17 protein-coding genes and 1 other annotated feature (1 of these 18 only partly in view) are annotated in these 16113 nt (G+C 43.9%); of the genes, 1 reads left to right on the top strand and 16 read right to left on the bottom strand.

The genetic code is table 11. From position 1 onward, the window contains the following. Positions 1-13 (bottom strand) — a sequence feature (ribosomal protein L20 leader region) (it extends 122 nt beyond the left edge of the window). A 72-nt stretch (positions 14-85) separates the two neighbouring features. The 3 genes from M1F74_RS02205 to M1F74_RS02195 form a co-directional block, all read right to left on the bottom strand. After that, positions 86-2326: a DNA internalization-related competence protein ComEC/Rec2 gene (locus M1F74_RS02205; protein ID WP_247946168.1), complete on the bottom strand. Its 2241-nt coding sequence runs from the start codon at positions 2324-2326 to the stop codon at positions 86-88. Continuing rightward, positions 2310-2960: a helix-hairpin-helix domain-containing protein gene (locus tag M1F74_RS02200; RefSeq protein WP_000387314.1), complete on the bottom strand. Its 651-nt coding sequence runs from the start codon at positions 2958-2960 to the stop codon at positions 2310-2312. The genes M1F74_RS02205 and M1F74_RS02200 overlap by 17 nt, the downstream gene beginning before the upstream one ends. A 66-nt stretch (positions 2961-3026) precedes the next feature. Beyond that, positions 3027-3596, bottom strand: a complete 570-nt coding sequence (locus M1F74_RS02195; RefSeq protein ID WP_000443758.1) for a GNAT family N-acetyltransferase — start codon at positions 3594-3596, stop codon at positions 3027-3029. A 176-nt stretch (positions 3597-3772) separates the two neighbouring features. On the opposite strand from M1F74_RS02195, the gene ald reads away from it, so the two are divergent. Beyond that, positions 3773-4885, top strand: coding sequence for an alanine dehydrogenase (gene ald, locus M1F74_RS02190; RefSeq protein ID WP_247946167.1), 1113 nt, complete (start codon positions 3773-3775; stop codon positions 4883-4885). Positions 4886-4942: 57 nt separating this feature from the next. On the opposite strand, the gene M1F74_RS02185 is transcribed toward ald, so the two are convergent. The 13 genes from M1F74_RS02185 to proB all read right to left on the bottom strand — a co-directional run bounded on the left by M1F74_RS02185 (position 4943) and on the right by proB (position 16069). Continuing rightward, on the bottom strand, positions 4943-5929 hold the full coding sequence (locus M1F74_RS02185; RefSeq protein ID WP_247946166.1) for a PhoH family protein: 987 nt from the start codon (positions 5927-5929) through the stop codon (positions 4943-4945). A gap of 80 nt (positions 5930-6009) precedes the next feature. Beyond that, positions 6010-6225 (bottom strand): YozE family protein, encoded by a 216-nt coding sequence (locus M1F74_RS02180; RefSeq protein ID WP_001232090.1) that lies wholly within the window; start codon positions 6223-6225, stop codon positions 6010-6012. A gap of 8 nt (positions 6226-6233) precedes the next feature. Beyond that, positions 6234-7088: a CvfB family protein gene (gene cvfB, locus M1F74_RS02175; protein ID WP_247946165.1), complete on the bottom strand. Its 855-nt coding sequence runs from the start codon at positions 7086-7088 to the stop codon at positions 6234-6236. Positions 7089-7147: 59 nt separating this feature from the next. Further along, complete coding sequence (frr, locus tag M1F74_RS02170; RefSeq protein ID WP_247946164.1) at positions 7148-7705, bottom strand: ribosome recycling factor; 558 nt, start codon at positions 7703-7705, stop codon at positions 7148-7150. Between the two features lie 8 nt (positions 7706-7713). Beyond that, on the bottom strand, positions 7714-8451 hold the full coding sequence (gene pyrH, locus M1F74_RS02165) for a UMP kinase (RefSeq protein ID WP_000002996.1): 738 nt from the start codon (positions 8449-8451) through the stop codon (positions 7714-7716). A gap of 83 nt (positions 8452-8534) precedes the next feature. Then, complete coding sequence (trmFO, locus tag M1F74_RS02160) at positions 8535-9869, bottom strand: methylenetetrahydrofolate--tRNA-(uracil(54)-C(5))-methyltransferase (FADH(2)-oxidizing) TrmFO (RefSeq protein ID WP_000083710.1); 1335 nt, start codon at positions 9867-9869, stop codon at positions 8535-8537. A gap of 133 nt (positions 9870-10002) precedes the next feature. Continuing rightward, a complete protein-coding gene (rsmI, locus tag M1F74_RS02155) occupies positions 10003-10881 on the bottom strand; it encodes a 16S rRNA (cytidine(1402)-2'-O)-methyltransferase (protein WP_247946163.1) in 879 nt (292 codons plus the stop codon). A gap of 2 nt (positions 10882-10883) precedes the next feature. After that, positions 10884-11201: a DNA replication initiation control protein YabA gene (gene yabA, locus M1F74_RS02150; protein ID WP_247946162.1), complete on the bottom strand. Its 318-nt coding sequence runs from the start codon at positions 11199-11201 to the stop codon at positions 10884-10886. A gap of 39 nt (positions 11202-11240) precedes the next feature. Beyond that, a complete protein-coding gene (locus M1F74_RS02145) occupies positions 11241-12131 on the bottom strand; it encodes a DNA polymerase III subunit delta' (RefSeq protein ID WP_247946161.1) in 891 nt (296 codons plus the stop codon). After that, entirely contained in the window at positions 12128-12766 is a 639-nt protein-coding gene (tmk, locus tag M1F74_RS02140) for a dTMP kinase (protein WP_009730013.1), read from the bottom strand. The genes M1F74_RS02145 and tmk overlap by 4 nt, the downstream gene beginning before the upstream one ends. A gap of 120 nt (positions 12767-12886) precedes the next feature. Next, entirely contained in the window at positions 12887-13684 is a 798-nt protein-coding gene (proC, locus tag M1F74_RS02135) for a pyrroline-5-carboxylate reductase (RefSeq protein WP_247946160.1), read from the bottom strand. Positions 13685-13687: 3 nt separating this feature from the next. Then, the gene (locus M1F74_RS02130) at positions 13688-14950 is read right to left on the bottom strand and encodes a glutamate-5-semialdehyde dehydrogenase (protein WP_247946159.1); all 1263 of its coding nucleotides are present in this window, start codon (positions 14948-14950) and stop codon (positions 13688-13690) included. Positions 14951-14959: 9 nt separating this feature from the next. Beyond that, the gene (proB, locus tag M1F74_RS02125) at positions 14960-16069 is read right to left on the bottom strand and encodes a glutamate 5-kinase (RefSeq protein WP_247946158.1); all 1110 of its coding nucleotides are present in this window, start codon (positions 16067-16069) and stop codon (positions 14960-14962) included. Positions 16070-16113 lie beyond the last annotated feature (44 nt).

Raw genomic sequence — 16113 nt, 5'->3', positions numbered from 1 at the left:
TCTGCTTTTCTCAACTTTTATATGATACCAAGTTTTCTATCCCTTGTCAAGATAAAAAGTCAATTTTTCGAAAAGTTTGTCTATTTTATCGAACCGTTTCAATTCTCCAACTATTCCACCCTGTAAAGCGGATAGCCCCTTGCTGGTCAGTTCGGTAAATTTTACTCTTGATACTTTCCAGTCGTGTCAAGGTTTCCTGATGGGGAAGTTTCGTACGATTGCTCTTTCCGACTGAAATGAGAGTAATTTGTGGTTTGATTTTTTCTAGGAAAGCTGGATTTGATGAGGTTTTAGCACCATGTTGGCCTGCTTTCAAGACATCCACCTCTAGGTCAGGATATTGCTTCAGCAAATCCTTCTCTCTTTTTTCCTCCAAATTTCCTGTGAAGAGAAAGTGCTTATCTAAGAGTTTTCCATAAAGAACCAGAGAATCATCACGATTCCCATCTCCAATCTTCCTTGGAGATAGGACTTCTAAGTAACTGCCAAAAATCGGGAAATTCTCCCCAGCTGCCACACTACGTACCTTGTTTTGACTTGCTTCTAGTTCCGCTACAAATTCCTTCTGTGTCAGACTTCCTTTTGATACTAAAATCTCCCCAACATGGAAAGCCTTAGTCACCTCCAGTAAATCACCAACATGTTCCTTGTCTGTATTGGTCAAAATCAGCTGGTCAATCTTATCTACTCCTCGACTTTTAAGATAGGGAATCAAGGTACGCTGGGCATTGCTGGTCGTCGACTTTTCTTGCCAAGCCTCGATTTTCTTATCAGATTCTGCCTTACCACCTACATCTATGAGAATGGTTTTCCCAGTTACATCCCGTAGGAAAATACTCTCCCCTTGCCCAACATCCAGCATGGTAATTTCATTTTCAAGTGGATGCTTGGTCAGGAAAAAGAGACCCACAATAAAGAGACTAAATCCTGCTAGTCTTTTAATGTTTTTCCTCATGTCATAGACTAAGGCTAATGAAACTAACAGTAGAATCAACAGCCATGCGTTGGGTTGACCAAAGACCAGGGGCCTGCTTGCCAGCTGCGACACCAAGCGAATGATGTTCTCCAACCACTCAAAGACAAGGTTAAACTGAGTGACTGGGTAAACAAAAGACAGAATAAATAAGATGGACAAAAGTGGCAAAAAGACCACATCAAACAGAAAGGAAAATACAAAGGTCAAAAGGATAGACCAAGGCTGAAATTCTGCAAAATAAAAGGATAAAATGGGCAATATTCCCAAAGAAATGACCAAACTTTCTCTGGCAACAACCTTGAGCCCCTCCCCTTCTTTGCTGGTCATGGTCAAGATAAAGGCGTAGGCACAGGACAAAACCCCTCCAGCTGTCAAGAAAAAGTTGGGCATGATGATAAAGAGGGCAAGGACTGTTAAGGCAAAATTATCCAAGCCCTTGTAGCCATGTTGGGCCAGTAACTTTTGCAAGAGACTGCGAATGACCGATGCTGAAAATCCTGTCAGACCAGCATAGATAAGAGAAAAGGGATAAGTCAGCCACTTCAACTTTTCTTGGGTCAAGCCCAATCGTAAGAGGAGTTTCTTAAAGGCATCCATGAAAAAGCCCACCTGCATACCCGACAAGGCAAAGAGATGGATAATTCCTAGACTGGAATAAAGCTCATTCATCTCCTCAAAGTCCGTGTCCAAATGTCCCAGCAAGAGCCCCGTCATATAGTTGCGCATGGGGTCTGGAAAGTGCGTCTTGATCCAAACTACAGCCCTTCGACGTAAAGCCGACAAATTTTCACCTATATCCCAACTGCTAACTTTTTTAAGTGACTGGATGCTCTTGATAGTCAGTGTCTGGTAAATCCCTTGAGTTTTCAGATAGGCTTGGTAGTCAAATCCACCAAAATTCCTCTGCCCTTCTGGCTCGGACAGTTTTCCTTCTAGTTCAATCTCATGAAGATCTGTTAAGGCCTGAAAGTGCTCTTTCTCTTCCTCGGACTGGAGTTTATAGTAAACTTGGAAGGTGAGGCCTTCAGCCTTGCCCCGAAAGGACAGACTATCTCCATTGACCTTAATAGTGTCAGGCAAAATCCGCACCCTCTCAACAGAATCCACTAGGTTTTGACTAGCTTGTGTCTGTTGCCAAGTTTGAAACAGAAACCAAAATCCAAAAACTCCACAAATCGCTAGAACTTTTCTAGCCGATTTCCAAGGAAATTGGAAAAAGAGACAGACAAGCAAAAAAACAAAACCTAGCAGTGCGAGATAGGACGCTCCAAAAATGGCATAGTAAAGCCAGAGTAACAGAAAACTCAGATAGATTAGGGGGATAGGGGAATTCTTAATCCACTGTGACATAATCTTTTAGCTTTTCTATGGTCTTAGCGCCAATGCCAGAGACTTTCTTGAGTTCATCTACCGACTTGAATTTGCCATTTGCCTCACGATGGTCAATAATATCCTGAGCTCGTTTGCCACCCAGTCCCTTGACCTGCTTGAGTTCTTCCAGACTAGCTTTATTGAGGTTGACCTTCTTTCCTTTACTTGTCGAGGGAGTCGTTTCAGAGGCAGCCTGCTGACTAGCTGCTTCTTCTCCCTTAGTTGGAACATAGACAAGAGCCTCATCACTGACTTTCTGAGCGAGATTTAGCGATTTGCTATCTGCCCCCTCTGTCAATCCACCAGCTTTCTGAACGGCATCATGAACCCGACTCCCTACTGGCAAATCATAAATCCCTGGCGATTTAACAGCACCTTTGACATCTACTGTAATCAAATCTTGTTCAGGAGACTCTTCCTTTTCTTCCTTCTTCACTTCTTTTTCAGAAGTTGAATCCTTTGAAACAGATGCAACTTCTGCCTGTAAATTTGTTTCTTTCACAGGTGTTTGTGAAGTTGGTTTTAACAAGAAAAAGCCGCCTAAGGCCAGACCCAAACCTGCACAGATGACAATGATTTTATACTCTTTGATTTTCTCGATAATTGCTTCCATATTTTCTCCTCTCTTAGATTATTCGTAAGAGGAAGAAAAAACAGTCGAAAATTTCTTTTCAACTGCTTATTTATTTGCAAAATAGTCTTCCTTGGTCAAGACATAATGAACTCTTGTGACGATTCGTCCTGGCTCTTTTTTGTCCATTCTGGCATAAGGTTCTTCGTGGGAAAAACGCATACCTGATTTCTCCATGACCTTGCCTGATGCGGGATTATCCTTATCGTGAAGGGCAGTCAACTTGTTCATGCCTATCTGCTCAAAAGCCAGCTCAATCACCGCACGATTGGCTTCTGTCGTCAATCCTTGATTCCAATACTTTTTATTGATAATGTAGCCAATAGCTGCCTTCCTCAGAACAGGATCAATCTTGTGTAAGTCAATGGTTCCGATAAACTGACCATTGCTTTTTAGTTCGATTCCCCAGCGTCCCAAGGGATTGGCCAAGTAGTACTGAGCGATGTTGTTCTTGGTTTCTTCTAAGCTTTGATTTGTTGGAAAAGTGTAGTGTGTATTTTCTCTGTCTGAGGCATACTGAAACATAGCTTCCGCATCATCCAAGGTTACAGGTCGGAGCAATAAACGCTCCGTTTCTATAGATGGATACTGGGCAAATTTCACAAATATTGATTCCATACTTTTCCCTCCATTAAATCTTGATTCTCACTAGTCTAGCATAAATAAATTTGGATGACAAGTTTTTCTTGATTTTTGAAGCGGTTTCATATACAATAAAACCATCACATTTTTGGTTTATGAACCGAAATGTGACAACTAAAACAATCCCGTCAATTGAAAGGTAGGTTATCTCTATGTTAATCGGAATCCCAAAAGAAATTAAAAATAATGAAAACCGCGTTGCCCTCACTCCTGCTGGCGTCCATAGTTTAGTTAGTCGTGGACATCGTGTCCTCATCGAAACAAATGCTGGTCTCGGTTCAGGATTTACTGATGCTGACTATCAAAAGCAAGGAGCTGAGATTGTCGCTACTGCTGCTGAAGCATGGGCTGCCGAATTAGTCGTGAAAGTAAAAGAACCACTAGCTTCTGAATACGGTTATTTGCGTAATGATCTTCTCCTCTTCACCTACTTGCACATGGCAGCTGCTCCAGAATTAGCAGATGCTATGTTAGCAGCCAAAACAACAGGAATTGCCTATGAAACTGTTCGTGATAATCAAGGACAACTACCTCTCCTCGTTCCTATGAGTGAGGTTGCAGGTCGTATGGCGGTTCAAATCGGAGCTCACTTCCTTACTAAGCAAGCTGGTGGCTCTGGTGTCCTACTAGGTGGTGTACCAGGTGTTTCAAAAGGAAAAGTAACCATCATCGGTGGTGGTGTCGTCGGTACACATGCTGCCCGCATTGCCCTTGGACTCGGTGCTCAAGTGACTATTTTAGATATCAGTGCCAAACGACTCTCAGTTCTAGAAGAAGTCTTTGGAAACCAAATCCAAACTCTTATGTCCAATTCATTCAACATCGAAGCAAGTGTGAGAGATGCTGATGTGGTGATTGGTGCAGTTCTCATCCCTGGTGCCAAGGCTCCGAAATTAGTGACAGATGAGATGGTCAAACAAATGCGTCCAGGCTCTGTCATCGTTGACGTTGCCGTTGACCAAGGTGGCGTTATCGAGACAGCTGACCGTGTGACAACGCACGATGAACCTGTCTATGAGAAACACGGTGTTCTCCACTATGCCGTTGCCAATATCCCTGGTGCGGTTGCCCGTACTTCAACCATCGCCCTAACCAATGTCACTCTTCCTTATATCGATGCTTTGGCTGGCAAAGGATTCGCACAAGCAATTGCTGAAGATGAGGGCTTGCGTCAAGGTGTAACCACTTATCAAGGTTACTTGACCAGCCTCCCAGTTGCTCAAGGCCTCAATAAAGATCATACGTTTATCGACGAACTTGTTTAAAGCTAAATACTCGATAAAAAGAAAAAGAGCAGTTCAAATGGAACTGCTCTTCTTTTGTTATTCTGTCTCTTCCTTCTTTTCTTCATTTTTAGCCGGAGCTGGTTCATAGGCTCGGATAATTTGAGCGACAACTGGATGGCGAACCACATCCTTAGCTGAAAAATGAACAAAGTCAATTTGGTGAATGTTCTTGAGCTTTTCTTGGGCATCAATCAAACCTGACTTGACGTTACGCGGAAGGTCAATCTGACTGATATCTCCATTGACAATCATCTTAGAATTAAAACCTAAACGAGTCAAGAACATCTTCATCTGCATGATGGTCGTATTTTGCGCCTCATCGAGAATGACAAAGGCATCATCCAAGGTCCGTCCACGCATGTAGGCGAGGGGCGCGATTTCTATGATTTCACGCTCCATAAGACGAGTCGTTTGGTCTTTACCAAGAATCTGATACAAGGCATCATAAACAGGTCGAAGGTAAGGATCCACCTTCTCCTTGAGATCACCCGGAAGAAATCCAAGACTCTCTCCTGCTTCCACCGCTGGACGAGTCAGGATAATCCGCTTGACCTGACCACGTTTGAGGGCTGTCACTGCCAAGGTCACTGCGAGAAAGGTCTTCCCTGTCCCTGCAGGTCCGATTCCAAAGGTCACATCATGCTGTTTGACACTGTCCACATAAAGCTTTTGACCCAAGGTTTTGACACGAATAGGTTTCCCAGTATTGTCCTTGATGATTTCTTCTTCGTAAAGGGCGACAAACTTGTCGATTTCATCGTTTTTAACCATGCTAATAGCCGTCACCACATCTGGCGTACCAAGGGTCATCCCACGATTCACCAAGACCATCAAGGCTTGGATAACCTGACGGGCTTCCTCACATGCAGCTTCTTCTCCCAAAACCTGCACAATCTCTGTACGAGCATGAATCACAACATCAAGCTCTTCTTCCATCAAACGAAGATGGCGCTCATTGGAACCAAAAAGATGAAACAGGTCATCTGGATGACTCAGTTGAATGTCTATTGAATGTTCCTTCAAATAAAGAACCTCTCTAATCCTTTTATTTCTTTTTATTATAGCAAAGAGAACACTAAAATACTAGCCTCATCTCATTGTCTCTAGTGTTCTAAATATTCTTGCCAGATGGCATCAAAATCCCCTAGGTTGAAAGAGAAACTGGCATGTTCCTCCAAAAAGCGACTCACCTCATCAAAATCACCCGTGTGTTTTGGGAAGGCTGACTCTCCAAAAGCGAGGTCTGCCAGGATGGCTTTGGGACTGTTACTTTTAGGATTGCGCTCAGTCATGAGCCAAGTGTAAAATGATTTTCTCATAAGTCTCCCTAGATTAACTCTGTACCAAACTGGTCTTGCTTGATTTTGCCAGCCTTCATCAAGCCACCGAGTGCTTTCTTGAACTGACCTTTAGAAATGCCAAAGGTTGCCTTGATGTCCTCTGGAGAAGACTTATCATTCAAGGTCATGAAACCGCCATTGCTTTCCAAGTAAGTCAAAATCATCTGTGCATCATTTTCCAACATCTCAAAAGAACGTGGTTTGAGAGAAAGGTTCAGAGTGCGGTCAACCTCGCGGAAACCAATGACACGCGCATCTAAAACTTGACCCAAACGTGGCTCTGCATAGCGCTCGCTAGGATGGATAAAGCCAAGCATGTTATTTTCTGGCAGGTAAACAAAAGTTCCTGACAGCTTGAGGCGATAAACAATTGCTGGCCAGTTTTGGTTCTGCATGTTGTTATATGCAGGACGAGCTAGACGTTGGAAGTCTTCTTGATAAGCCAAGAGCCCCCAGATTCGGTCTTTTTTATCCACTTCAAGACGGATGTAAAGTTTATCACCTTTCTTAGGCCAGAGTTCCTTAAGTTCAGGGAGAATATCGAGTGACACAACGATTCCCTTATCAGGCAGACCTGTATCCACAAAGACACCCAAGTCTTTACGAACTTCTGTTACGGTTCCCCAACCAAATTGTTCCTGAGTGGCAGTCACTTCTAAGGTTGTCAGACGGAGTTTTTGCTTCATATCCGCGTAGGCAAAACCTTTAACCGTATCTCCTACTGTATGTTGACCTTCTTCCTTGGCAAGTGCATAGGTTTGACCATCCTTTTGCACAAAGTAAAAACGGTCATTTTCATCGATGATGAGTCCAACGATAAAACTTGCAAGATTTGTATTCATATTTCCTTCTTTCGAATAAAACTCAGCCAGCAATGCCAACTGAGTTTTTTTGTTTATTTTTAGACTTCCAAAAGTTCTTTTTCTTTATTGGCAGTCATGTCGTCGATGTGTTTGACAGCATCGTCTGTTACTTTTTGAATGTCTTTTTCAAGAGTCTTCAATTCGTCTTCAGTGATTTCTTTTGCTTTTTCTTGTTTCTTAGCTTCGTCCATAGCATCACGACGGATGTTACGAATAGCTACTTTAGCATTTTCACCGACCTTCTTCACTTCTTTGGCAAGGTCACGACGAGTTTCCTCTGTAAGAGCTGGGATAACCAAGCGGATCACAGATCCGTCATTAGCTGGTGTAATACCAAGATCAGAAGCGTTCAAGGCACGTTCGATGTCTTTCAATGAAGACTTGTCGAATGGCGATACCAACAAAACACGAGCTTCTGGAATAGTGATAGAAGCGATTTGGTTAAGAGGAGTTTCTACTCCATAGTATTCTACGTGGATACGATCCAGCAAGCTTGCGTTAGCACGACCAGCACGAATACTTCCAAATTCACGAGCAAGTGAGTGATGAGATTGGGTCATTCTCTCTTTAGCTTTTTCTACAATTGCGTTAGCCATAATCTTTCTTATTCCTTTTCTTCGATATTGTTTGAAACTGTTGTTCCGATATTTTCACCAAATACGACACGTTTGATGTTGCCTGGTTGGTTCATGTTAAAGACAACCAAGTCAATGTCGTTGTCCATAGAGAGGGTTGAGGCAGTTGAGTCCATGATACGAAGACCTTTATTGATAACATCACGGTGGGTCAATTCTTCAAACTTAACAGCTGTCTTGTCTTTCTTAGGATCGGCATTGTAAACACCGTCTACGCCATTTTTAGCCATAAGGATGGCATCCGCTTCGATTTCAGCTGCACGAAGGGCTGCTGTTGTATCTGTTGAGAAGTAAGGTGAACCAATCCCAGCACCAAAGATAACGATACGACCCTTTTCAAGGTGGCGAAGGGCACGTCCACGTACATAAGGTTCTGCCACTTGTTGCATCGCAATGGCAGTTTGCACACGCGTATCGACACCAACTTGTTGCAATGAATCTGCCATCACAAGAGCATTCATCACGGTCCCAAGCATTCCAGTGTAATCTGCCTGAACACGGTCCATTCCTGCTTCTGCAGCAGGTTCCCCACGCCAGAGATTTCCTCCACCAATAACAAGGGCAATTTCGATACCTAAGCTATGAACTTCTTGAATCTCTTTTGCGATTGTTTGAACTGTCTGGATATCAATCCCTACGCCACGTTCACCGGCAAGGGCTTCACCTGATAACTTGATTAAAATACGTTTATACTTGGGATTCGCCATTTTTACTCTCCTTTTTTTATCCTACCTATTTTATCACAATTTCTAAGATTTTTATAGTATCATGAGCAATTCTTTGAAAAAAATTAGACCGTTAAAAATTCCTCTAAGTCAGTAAGAGCACGCTCTGCAATTTTTTCATAACGAGCCTTCTTATCACGGATACGCTCGCCTTCCAATTCCTTGATAATTCCGAAATTGACATTCATCGGTTGGAAATGCTTGCTATCTGCATGAGTAATGTAATGAGCCAGACTTCCAATCGCTGTTGTCTCTGGGAAAATAGCTTCACTTTCACCCTTGAAGAGTCGAGCCGCGTTAATACCTGCAACCAAGCCTGAAGCTGCTGACTCAACATAGCCTTCCACACCCGTCATCTGACCAGCAAAGAAAAGATTTGGTTGTTTCTTAGAACGGTAAGTCTGTTCAAGGAGATTTGGTGAATCCATGTAAGAATTGCGGTGCATGACTCCATAACGGACAAACTCAGCATTTTCAAGACCTGGAATCATTTGGAAGACACGCTTTTGCTCTCCCCATTTGAGGTGGGTCTGGAAACCGACGATATTGTAGAGGCTACCAGCCGCATTATCCTGACGAAGCTGGACAACTGCATACGGTGTTTTGAACTCCCCGTCACGAGGGCCTGTGTAGTCGTCTGGATACTCCAGACCGACTGGTTTCATCGGACCATAAAGCATGGTTTTAATGCCACGCTTGGCCATGACTTCGATAGGCATACATCCTTCAAAGTATTTTTCTTTTTCAAAGGAATTGAGCGGTGCTTCTTCCGCATTGACCAAGGCTTCATGGAAATCCATAAACTCTTGCTTGGTCATTGGAGCATTGAGGTAGGCCGCCTCTCCCTTGTCATAACGAGACTTGAGATAGACCTTACTCATATCGATTGTGTTAACGTCGATAATCGGCGCCGCCGCGTCGTAGAAATAGAAACCATCGCCGTCATTAAGGGCATGAATCTTTTCAGCTAGGGCATCGCTGGTCAAAGGACCAGTAGCGACAACTGTAATAACATCGGTCGGCAATTCTGTAATTTCATCACGAACCACCTCAATCAAGGGGTGGTTGGCTACTTTTTCGGTCACCATTTGGGAGAAACCGTCACGGTCCACCGCAAGGGCACCGCCCGCAGGAACACGTGTAGCTTCAGCAGATTCCAAGATGACAGAACCCAAGCGACGCATTTCTTCCTTGAGAAGACCGACAGCATTGGTCAAAGCATCCCCACGTAAGGAATTGGAACAAACTAACTCTGCAAAATTGTCTGTTTTGTGCTGGGGTGTTGACTTGACACCACGCATTTCATAGAGTTTAACTGGAATACCACGTTCTGCAATTTGATAAGCAGCTTCAGACCCTGCCAAACCTGCTCCGATAACATTGATATAAGATTGAGACACGACACTAATACCTCTTTGGGTGGAAACTAAGTCCAAATAAAAACAAGCTACTAGACTATTTGACACCCACAAATCTTTCTAATTTTTCTTTTACTAGTATAACAAAAAAAGGGAAGAAGGAAAACTTCCCTGTTTAGTCGTTGGATTGTTTCTCTTCCCAGTCGTGATAGGCAGCGTAGAGCTGGCTTTTATTCCACTGGTAGAGTTTCGCAACTTCCTTTATGGCTTGATTTTTCTTCACGCCTTGCTGGATACGAGCTTGGATTTCTAAGAACAAATCTTCCTCGTCTTTTTCTTCCATATCCTGACTAGCACCTTCAACGATGAGTAGGCATTCACCCTTGAGCGGCGTCTCGGCGATGCTTTCTAATAACTCAGAAATGGTACCGCGTTGGTATTCTTCATAGATTTTGGTCAATTCCCTGACCAAGACAACCGAGCGGTCACCGTAGACTTCTAACATATTTTCCAAAGTATCTGCCACACGATGAGGGGATTCATAGAAAATCTGAGTTTCAGGATAGTCTTTTTTCAAGTCAAAAAATTGCTTCTGCTGACCTGATTTCCTCGGCAAAAAACCATAAAAGATATGTGGCTGTGGCGCTAAACCACTGGCAATCAAGGCAGAAATTCCTGCAGAGGCACCTGGAACAGTCACAACCGCAATTTCTTCCTCGATGGCTGCCTTGACTAAATCGTGACCAGGATCCGAGATGCTAGGCAGACCCGCATCGGATACCTGAGCAATACTTTGCCCTGCTTTCAAGAGTCCAATTAAGTCAGGAATTTTTTCCTTGGCATTGTGCTCATGAAAACTAATCTGCTTAGTGGAAATGTCAAAATGTTTGAGTAAAAGACCAGTATTGCGCGTGTCCTCAGCAGCAATCCAGTCCACCTCTTTCAAGGTCTGGATAGCACGAAAGGTCATGTCATCCAGATTGCCAATCGGCGTTGCTACTAGGTAAAGCTTGCCATAGGGAGACTGTCCCTTAAAACTTTTTTGAATCTGCATGCCTACTCCCTGTACAACAACTCGTCACAGAACATACATTCTTCGTCCTGCTCTCGGCGTTGCCCATAAAAATCATTACATACATGAAATCCGTCTTTATAGATCCGACGGACGCTTTCACGAACATGCTTGGCCTTGATGGGAGCATCTGCTTCCACCTCACCCAAGCGTTCGCGCAACTTAGAATTTTCCAAACGAAGAGCTGTATTTTCCTCTACCAAGCTCTTGAGGTTTTTCTTGATGGCTTCCACATCGGCTAAGGTCACTAGTAGCTGTTGGGAAAAATCGTCTAGTGCATCAAATAATTCTTTTTTGTCCATAAACCAGCCCTTTCCTTTCTTTATCGTTTATTTTTGAGTTTATATTTCTTTCAAGACCAGATATTCCATGGCGTTTTGAAAACTAACATTGGCTTGCCACATTTTTCTAGCTTCTAGCAAATCTTGCAGAATCTGTCGAATCCTTTCTTGCAAGAGATCCTGTCCACAGAGCACTTCGAGGATTCGCAAGACCTGATCTTGTTTTTCCTTGTCATCCGCCAAGCTGGCTAATTTAGCTACCTGCAAATAACTCTCTTTTTTCTTGGCTACTAACCAGGTCAGCAGGCGTTCACTTTCATCCACCAAGGTCCAAAAAATTGCCTGGTTTGCCAACTTTTCTGCTTCAGCTCGTGACTGACAAAACTGGGCTAAAAGAGTCGCCTTTTTCTTAACCAGTCCCATTTGTTCTAAGAGCAAGATAAGCTTTTCTTCTTGCTTTTTAAAATGGAAGATCTGAGTCCGACTACGGATGGTCGGTAAAATCTTTTCCTCATCGCTAGTCAAGAAGAAAATGTAAACTTCACTCTGAGGTTCTTCAATGACCTTGAGCAGGGAATTGGCTGCGTTGGGATGCATTTTCTCCGCCTGCTCGATGATAAAGACCTGTTGCTGGCTTTCAATCCCTGCTTGGGAAAACTGACCCACCAATTCTCGAATCCGTTCTGTCTTGATGACCTGATTGACTGGCTTGATTAAAGTAACATCGGGAAATTCTTCCTGTTCAATCAGCTTGCAGTTTCGGCATTTCTCACATGGTAAAACGCCTACCTTATCCCTACAAAAGAGGCTCTTAGCCAAAAATTGTGCCATTTCCAAACTTCCAAAGAAACCTGAAAAGAGATAGGCGTGATTGAGCTGGTCTTGTTCTAAAATACGGACAAAGCGGTCAAACTGGTCTGGTTGCCAAGCCTTTAGTTGTTCTTGTTTCATTTTGCCAATCCCATTCTCTCAAACAAGACAGCCTTGGTCGTTTCCACAACTTGCTCCAAAGGAAGACTGGCATCAATCTTGACAATACGATTCCCTTCTCTGTCCAGAAGAGAAAGGTAGCCTTGACGGACTTTTTTGTGCAAGTCCAACCCTTCCAAGTCCAAACGATTGACCTCACGATTGCTATTAGCAGCTATGCGAGCCAGTCCTTCTTCCACCTCAATGTCAAAATAAAGTGTCAAATCGGGTTTGAGGCCATCTGTCGCAAACTGATTGAGCCAGTCAATGGCGTCAATATCCAAGCCACGACCAAATCCCTGATAAGCAACGGAACTATCGATGAAGCGGTCCATAATGACCAACTTACCAGCTTCAAGTGCTGGAAGAACTTTTTCCACCAAGTGCTGCCTGCGACTAGCGATATAAAGAAGAAGCTCTGTTTTAGGATCCATCTGAGTATGACTTGGATCCAAAATCACTTGACGAATCTTCTCCCCAATCAAGACTCCACCTGGCTCACGGGTCGTCATCACCTCTACTCCTTTTTCCTCTAAAATTGGGAGCAGAGCCTCTAAAACACTGGTTTTTCCTGCTCCCTCTGGTCCCTCAAGAGAGACTAAAAATCCTTTTGACATGTCTAACTCATTTCTTTTTTTCTACCTTCTATTCTATCAAAAAAATAGGTTTTTGTGACAATCTTTTTGCGTCTTCTCCATTCATTCGACCATAAAAGAGGCTGGGAGTCATCCAACCTCTTATTTACCTAGTTCTTGTGTTCGTTTATAGGCTCGATGAACTGCGCCCATGACCGTGCCTCTAAAGGCATGTTCTTCCAGACTGGCTACACCAGCGATAGTCGAACCTCCTGGGCTACAAACTTGGTCTTTCAATACTCCAGGATGTTGCTGACTTTCGAGGACCATTTGTCCAGCGCCGACTACTGTCTGGGCTGCCGTTTTCAAAGCCATTTCTCGTGGTAATCCTGTCTGTACACCCGCATCTGCCAAAGCCTCGATAAAGAGATAAACAAAAGCTGGTCCACAACCTGCGAGACCTGTCGCCGCGTCGATTAAACTATCTCCCAACTCAACCAAAAGACCAGCCTTGGCTAATAATTGACAAAAGAGTTCACTGTCCTCAGCACGACAGTTTGCTGACATGGCATAACTAATCACTCCTTGGCCGATAGCCACTGGAGTATTGGGCATGATGCGAATGATTCGGTGGTGACTGGGAAGAAGTCTAGCCAGTTTTTCTAAGGTCAATCCAGCCCCCATGGAAATCAAAAGAAGACTTTCTCGTTTTTCAAGGATGGTCTGGTATTGAGAAAGCAGTTCAGAAAACTGAGCAGGCTTAACACCTAGAAAAATCACATCTGCTTCTGCGAAGATTTCGTCATTGCTGGAAGCCTGACCTCCAAAGTTGGCAATGAAAGCATCTACTTTCGCTTGACTACGATTGGCAAGGAGAATCTGAGCACCCGTCTTGGCCTGCAAGACAGCCTTGGCCAAGCTAGCTCCCATATTCCCCAAACCGATAAATCCAATCTTCATCTCTTACTCCCTTATCTGTCCGTTACCAGTAACCACATACTTGTAGCTAGTCAACTCTTTCAAGCCCATTGGACCACGCGCATGCAGTTTCTGAGTAGAAATCCCCATTTCACACCCGAGACCAAACTGCCCACCGTCAGTGAAACGTGTTGATGCATTAACATAAACTGCTGCAGAGTCCACTTGATCTGTAAAGTAAGCTGCAGCGTCAGCATTTTCCGTAACAATCGCATCCGAATGATGGGTACTGTGGGCTTCAATATGCGCAACCGCTTTTTCTAAACTGCTCACAACCTTAATAGCAAGAACATAGTCTAAAAACTCAGTATCAAAGTCTTGGACCTCAGCTGCTCGACCTGAAACAAACTGACTTGCTTTGCTATCCAGACGGAATTGAATTGGTTCCAGTCCAGATTCTTTTCGATCTGCAACCAGCACTTGCTCCAAACGAGGAAGGAAGCTTGCTGCCTTGTCTTCATGAACCAGCAAGACCTCCATGGCATTGCAGACAGAAGGACGGCTGGTTTTAGCATTGTTGACGATAGCTAAAGCTTTGTCTTCGTCTGCATCCTTATCTACATAGACATGGACAATCCCAGTTCCTGTCTCGATAACGGGTACAATGGCATTCTCAACCACCGCATTGATCAAGCCAGCCCCTCCACGAGGAATGAGAAGGTCTAGATAGCCCTTGGCCTTCATCATGGCATAGCTACTTTCTCGGCTGGTATCTTCCACTAGTTGAATCACATCTGGATGAATGGTAGTCGTCTCCAAGCCCTTCTTCAAAGCTGTGACAATGGCATGAGCAGTTTGGTAGGCGTCCTTACCACTACGAAGAACGACTGCATTACCACTCTTGAGAGCCAAGGCAGCCGCATCCGACGTCACATTTGGACGGCTTTCATAGATAATACCAATAACCCCCATGGCCACCCGTTTTTTGGTGATAACCAAGCCATTTTCAAGCTGACTTGTTTCTAGGACTTCACCGACAGGATCTGGTAAAGCAACCACTTCACGAATCCCTCTTGCCATCGCTTCTATACGTCCCGCATCCAAATAAAGACGGTCTAGCATAACATCTGAGATTTTCCCCTTAGCCGCTTCCATATCGAGGGCATTTGCCACTAAAATCTCCTCAGTAGCTGCCAATAAATGATCTGCCATGGCTAGCAAGGCTTGGTTTTTCACTGCTTCACTGGCAGTATTGATTGATTTTTTAACAGCTTGTACTTGTTCAAATTGTTCTTGTGTACTTACCATCGTTCACCTCTAAAATTCTGTAAAGAGTAGCTGGATTTCAGGAGTGATGGAAATCCAGTCATCACGGTGAATCAAGACTCCCTTGACTTTTTGAGAACGGAGCATATCTTCTAGGGCTGAAACGCCAAATTGGACACGTCCCTTTCCAAGAGATTGACCTGTTTCTTTATCTGCTACTGTGACAATATCATGGTAAGAGAAATTCCCTTCCACTTCTACCACACCTGATAAAAGGAGACTTTTTCCGTTTTTTGAAAGTGCTTCTGCAGCTCCACCATCTACCCAAATCGTTCCTTGACTTTGAGCATAGAAAGCCAGCCATTGTTTCTGAGTACGAAGTCCCTTCTCTTGCGCAACAAAGAAGGAACCGTCCCTAGTTTCTTCAGCTGCCTCAATCAAGGCATCTGATTTCATGGACGAGCAGATATAGACTGGTACCCCTGACTCCGTTGCGATCGTAGCCGCTTTGATTTTTGTCAGCATACCCCCAGTACCGTTTGCCGAACCAGCTCCACCAGCCATATCAATAATCTCACGATTGATAGTCTCAATTTTCTCCAAACGCTTGGCTGTTGGATCTGAGTTGGGATTTCCAGTATAGAGACCGTCCACATCCGTCAAGAGAACCAAAAGGTCTGCCTGCACCATAGCCGCTACCTGGGCACTCAGAGTGTCATTATCACCCACCTTGAGTTCGTCAATGACGACACTGTCATTTTCATTGATGATGGGAATCGCTCCACGATGAAGCAATACAGACAAGGCCTGATGGGCATTCTTATAGCGACGCTTATCTACAAAATCATCCTGTGTCAACAAGATTTGTGCAGAAACGATTTGGCGCATGAGGAGGTTGGTTGTGTATTCTTCTAGGAGCAAACCTTGGCCTACTGCGGCCGAAGCCTGCTTATCTGCAATCTTGGTCGGACGTTTTTTAAAGCCCAAAGCTCCAAACCCTGCCGCTACTGCCCCAGATGACACCAAAATCAACTCATGTCCATCTTCATGCAACATAGCTAATTGCTGGGTAATTACCTTTACTTTACTTCTTGATAAACTCCCGTCTTCATTTGTCAAGGAGGAGGTCCCTACCTTAAAGACGATTCGTTTGTACTTCATATTCTCACTCCGATTCTTCATATTTATCCATTATAACATGAATG

Origin of the sequence: Streptococcus oralis, assembly GCF_023109315.1 — a bacterium.
GTDB classification, from domain to species: domain Bacteria; phylum Bacillota; class Bacilli; order Lactobacillales; family Streptococcaceae; genus Streptococcus; species Streptococcus oralis_BS.
This window is presented reverse-complemented; position numbering and strand designations above follow the sequence as displayed.

What these genes read in the sequence shown, in the direction of transcription:
- rsmI (WP_247946163.1), bottom strand. Translation starts at nt 10,881, where the DNA reads ATGCAGATTCAAAAAAGTTTTAAGGGACAGTCTCCCTATGGCAAGCTT.
- cvfB (WP_247946165.1), bottom strand. Translation starts at nt 7,088, where the DNA reads ATGAATACAAATCTTGCAAGTTTTATCGTTGGACTCATCATCGATGAA.
- M1F74_RS02145 (WP_247946161.1), bottom strand. Translation starts at nt 12,131, where the DNA reads ATGAAACAAGAACAACTAAAGGCTTGGCAACCAGACCAGTTTGACCGC.
- M1F74_RS02130 (WP_247946159.1), bottom strand. Translation starts at nt 14,950, where the DNA reads ATGGTAAGTACACAAGAACAATTTGAACAAGTACAAGCTGTTAAAAAA.
- pyrH (WP_000002996.1), bottom strand. Translation starts at nt 8,451, where the DNA reads ATGGCGAATCCCAAGTATAAACGTATTTTAATCAAGTTATCAGGTGAA.
- frr (WP_247946164.1), bottom strand. Translation starts at nt 7,705, where the DNA reads ATGGCTAACGCAATTGTAGAAAAAGCTAAAGAGAGAATGACCCAATCT.
- proB (WP_247946158.1), bottom strand. Translation starts at nt 16,069, where the DNA reads ATGAAGTACAAACGAATCGTCTTTAAGGTAGGGACCTCCTCCTTGACA.
- yabA (WP_247946162.1), bottom strand. Translation starts at nt 11,201, where the DNA reads ATGGACAAAAAAGAATTATTTGATGCACTAGACGATTTTTCCCAACAG.
- proC (WP_247946160.1), bottom strand. Translation starts at nt 13,684, where the DNA reads ATGAAGATTGGATTTATCGGTTTGGGGAATATGGGAGCTAGCTTGGCC.
- M1F74_RS02200 (WP_000387314.1), bottom strand. Translation starts at nt 2,960, where the DNA reads ATGGAAGCAATTATCGAGAAAATCAAAGAGTATAAAATCATTGTCATC.
- M1F74_RS02205 (WP_247946168.1), bottom strand. Translation starts at nt 2,326, where the DNA reads ATGTCACAGTGGATTAAGAATTCCCCTATCCCCCTAATCTATCTGAGT.
- M1F74_RS02180 (WP_001232090.1), bottom strand. Translation starts at nt 6,225, where the DNA reads ATGAGAAAATCATTTTACACTTGGCTCATGACTGAGCGCAATCCTAAA.
- ald (WP_247946167.1), top strand. Translation starts at nt 3,773, where the DNA reads ATGTTAATCGGAATCCCAAAAGAAATTAAAAATAATGAAAACCGCGTT.
- M1F74_RS02195 (WP_000443758.1), bottom strand. Translation starts at nt 3,596, where the DNA reads ATGGAATCAATATTTGTGAAATTTGCCCAGTATCCATCTATAGAAACG.
- tmk (WP_009730013.1), bottom strand. Translation starts at nt 12,766, where the DNA reads ATGTCAAAAGGATTTTTAGTCTCTCTTGAGGGACCAGAGGGAGCAGGA.